The following is a 3,421-nucleotide window of genomic DNA, read 5'->3' as shown; positions in this document are numbered from 1 at the left end:
TCCTTCATATCCAGAAAAGGATTTACCTTGAGCACGGTGTAGCTGTCTGTTTTCAGATTGACGGTGGAGATAATAAAGGCGATATCCAGCTGGCGGGCGTTCAGGAGGTGTTCAGCCTCGTGAGCTGAAAAGACGCCTGCAATATTAAAATCAAAGTAATTGCGGATTTGCACCTCAAGGTATTTGCCTGTTGCCATACTGCCGGGGCAGACTATGGCAACGGAAAGCCTGTCGGCGTATTCATAGTGCCGGATGATGGCTACGCCGATATGGATGACGATGGAGCGCTTCATATTGTCGCTGAGCCTGTACTGCAGGAGTTCTTCTAAGATATGAGCGTGGGCGGATACCAGCTGATAGATTTTTTCGTAGTCAATCAGCGCATCGTGGGCCTCCGGCAGCTCAATAAACTGCTCGTCCGTCATATCCTTCATGCTCTTGATATGGTTCAGCAGGGAGTTCAAAAGGGCGGTGTCCCGCGTAAATTCCATGGACAGCTCTGCCTGAAAGCTGCTGAGAAAATCAATGACAACCCTGTAAAGCTCCACCTCGTCGACGGTGCGTACGTACATGGACAGCTTATGCTCCTCCGTGAAGCGGCGAAAATCCTCCTGCATGCGTCCGGTCAGGCGCGCTCCCAGCTGGCCTGCCGTATATTGCAGCAGCTGCAGCAGGGTGTCGGTTTCCGCCTCTGCTCCCTGACTGCCGGGACGCTCCCAGGGATATTCTTCTTCCAGATTAAAGAGGGTAAAGGCGTAAATCGCTATGCTGTAGAAGACTTCCTCCGTGAGCAGCAGATCATTCAGGCGGCTGTATTCCTGCAGGTAGCCGAATACCTGGGCGAAGGTATAGCGGATGTGCAGTTTTTTCAGGATGAAGCACTGGAAAAATCCCTCGTTCTTGGTGTTGATGTTGATGCGGCGAAAGACCTCTGCCAGCAGGCGCACTTTGGCTCCGGGCTGGCATTTCAGGGCAACGCCCTTGCCGGCATCGGAAAGCAGAAAGACCTCGTAGGCCTTCAAAAAACTGCGCAGTTCGTCAAAATCGTTGATGATGGTGGCGCGGCTGACACACAGCTCGTCGCTGATGCGCTGCATGGAGGTGTAGGTGTCGCTGGTAAGCAGGGAGACAACCATGTACAGAAGCCGTTCCTCGTTGGACAGACGGTAGTTGTATATGTCCATATTATAAAGGCAGGCCGCCAGATGACTGCCGTCAAAGCCGTCACCCCGCAGGATGCGGCCGTTTTCGTCCAGCTCCAGCAGGGGCAGGTTCAGCTGTCGGATAAATTCGTTGATTTCCTTGATGTCATTCTTGATGGTGCGCAGGGACACGGCATATTTTTCCGCAAAATGCTGCAGGGTGTAGTTTTTCTGCTCATGGCGGATGAGCTTCTGGAGAATTTCGGTACTGCGTTTTTTCATATCTGGTCTGTGCTCCCTTCGGCAAGTGGATATTAAGCATGGAATTTATGGGTATGATTGCTGTAGATACGACAAAAAATCCGCAGGCATTGCAACGGATTTCTTGCCGGGTACGGAGCACGCGCAGCCGGGGTATTGGCGGCGGATGTTCAGCGTACCTGAGAATAAGGGTTAGGAAATTTTTGGGAATTATATTGGGAAAAATTGGGAAATTTTGGGAGTATCACTCAATGCTGGCATGGCGCTTGGCCATGGCCTGATTTTTGTCCCCGCCCTGACGGCTCATTCTGAGGATTACAGCGTCAAAAATCAGCAGGAGCATCTGCTCAAACAGACTGCCCAGGGGCTGGACACTGGCTGAGGAAGTGCTGAATTTACTGCCGCTCTCAATGCGGATAAGCGGTTCCACTTCCCTTGTCAGGGAGGATTCGCCCATGCCGGTGATGGCGAGGACGGAGGCGCCGGATTTCATGCCGCTTTTGACGGCGCTGACTACGCTGGCAGTCTCCCCGGAGGAAGAAGCCACGATGAGCAGGTCACCGCTGCCTACGGACGGGGTGGTGGTCTCGCCCACCACAAAGGCGGTCAGCCCGATTTGCATAAACCGCATGGCCAGTGCCTTCAGCATCAGCCCGGAACGTCCGGTGCCGTATACGAAGATGCGGGGATGGGACTGTGCCTGGGCGATGAATTCATCAATTTTTGAATCGGGTATGGTATGGGAGGAAGCTTTCAATTCCTCGTTGATTTCCATTAATTCCATGCTTTTCACCTTCTGCTTGCTTGTCAATATTACCAGTTGGCCTTACTGCCTGTCCAGCTCAGGGTAGAGCAGAACCTTGCCGAAATTGCGAGGGTTTTCCATGATTGCCTCAAAGATGGCAGGGCCTTCGCTGAGCTTCACCTGATGGGTAATCATGTCGGTGACCTTTACCTTGTGATGGCCGATGTAGTCCACGGCATTTTCCCACTCCTTGCCAGGGTACGGGGCGGAGATGGTGCACCAGGAGCCTACGATGTTCAGCTCGTTGCGCATGATTTTCTCAAAGTAGAAGCGAGGCACAGGCACATCAGCGTAAGGGATGCCCATGTAGATAACCTGGCCGCCCTTGCGCGGCAGGCCCAGCACTCTGGCGGCCGTAAAGGCGTTGCCTGCGGACTCGATGGCAAGGTCGACGCCGTCGCAGTGCTTGCGGATTTCATCGTGAAAATCCACATCAGCGGTGTTGATGGTGACATCAGCGCCAAACTTCCTTGCCAGCTCCAGCTGGGCATCATCCAGGTCGAGGGCGTAGACCGTCTTTGCTCCGAAGGCCTTGGACCAGGCAATGCACATGAGCCCGATATTGCCACAGCCCACTACGGCAACGCTGTGCCCCATCTGGATATTGGACTGGTACAGGCCGTGGATGGCAACGGTGGCAGGCTCGGTGAGGGCGCCTTCCTCGTAGCTCATGCCGTCAACCATCCTGATGAGGTTTTTGGCAGGCAGTTTGATGTATTCCGCAAAGGCTCCCGGCACATAGGCGCCGATGGTGTTCAGCTTTTCGCACCTTGACGGATGGCCGCTGCGGCAGGCGGCACATTCATGGCAGACCATGTTCGGACAGCCCACTACCCTGTCACCCGGCTTCAGGCTGGTGACGCCTGCGCCTACGCTGGCAACCTCGCCGGCAAATTCATGTCCCCATACATTGCCCGGCACATAAGGCCCCAGGTTGCGGTAGCGGGCAATATCTGAGCCGCAGATGCCTACGGTCTTCACCTTGACAATGACATCATCATCCTTTTCGATGACAGGGTCCGGCACATCCTCATAACGTAAATCTCTCTTTGCATAAAAAGCCAATGCTTTCATTTATGTATTTCCCCTTTCTGTAAGCTTGGTGGTAAGCGTATTCCTCTCTGCCATGCCTGAAGGCCTGCTGGAAAGTGCCGGGCATATCAGGCATGATGTATCAGGATATAGCGAAATGTATCGGTCAGCTATGCGTCAG

General features: G+C 53.8%; 3 protein-coding genes. All 3 read right to left on the bottom strand.

Annotated elements, in window-relative coordinates; translation table 11 throughout:
- On the bottom strand, positions 1-1,424 hold a 1,424-nt coding region (locus ACI3UA_RS04580), incomplete at its 3' end, for a BglG family transcription antiterminator (RefSeq protein WP_439723650.1).
- A 223-nt stretch (positions 1,425-1,647) separates the two neighbouring features.
- Positions 1,648-2,187, bottom strand: coding sequence for a 6-phospho-3-hexuloisomerase (hxlB, locus tag ACI3UA_RS04575; protein WP_439723649.1), 540 nt, complete (start codon positions 2,185-2,187; stop codon positions 1,648-1,650).
- Between the two features lie 42 nt (positions 2,188-2,229).
- Positions 2,230-3,282 (bottom strand): galactitol-1-phosphate 5-dehydrogenase, encoded by a 1,053-nt coding sequence (locus tag ACI3UA_RS04570; protein WP_439723648.1) that lies wholly within the window; start codon positions 3,280-3,282, stop codon positions 2,230-2,232.
- Positions 3,283-3,421 lie beyond the last annotated feature (139 nt).

Origin of the sequence: Anaerovibrio sp. (assembly GCF_051866355.1) — a bacterium.
Classification (GTDB): domain Bacteria; phylum Bacillota; class Negativicutes; order Selenomonadales; family Selenomonadaceae; genus Anaerovibrio.
This window is presented reverse-complemented; position numbering and strand designations above follow the sequence as displayed.

What these genes read in the sequence shown, in the direction of transcription:
- hxlB (WP_439723649.1), bottom strand. Translation starts at nt 2,187, where the DNA reads ATGGAATTAATGGAAATCAACGAGGAATTGAAAGCTTCCTCCCATACC.
- ACI3UA_RS04570 (WP_439723648.1), bottom strand. Translation starts at nt 3,282, where the DNA reads ATGAAAGCATTGGCTTTTTATGCAAAGAGAGATTTACGTTATGAGGAT.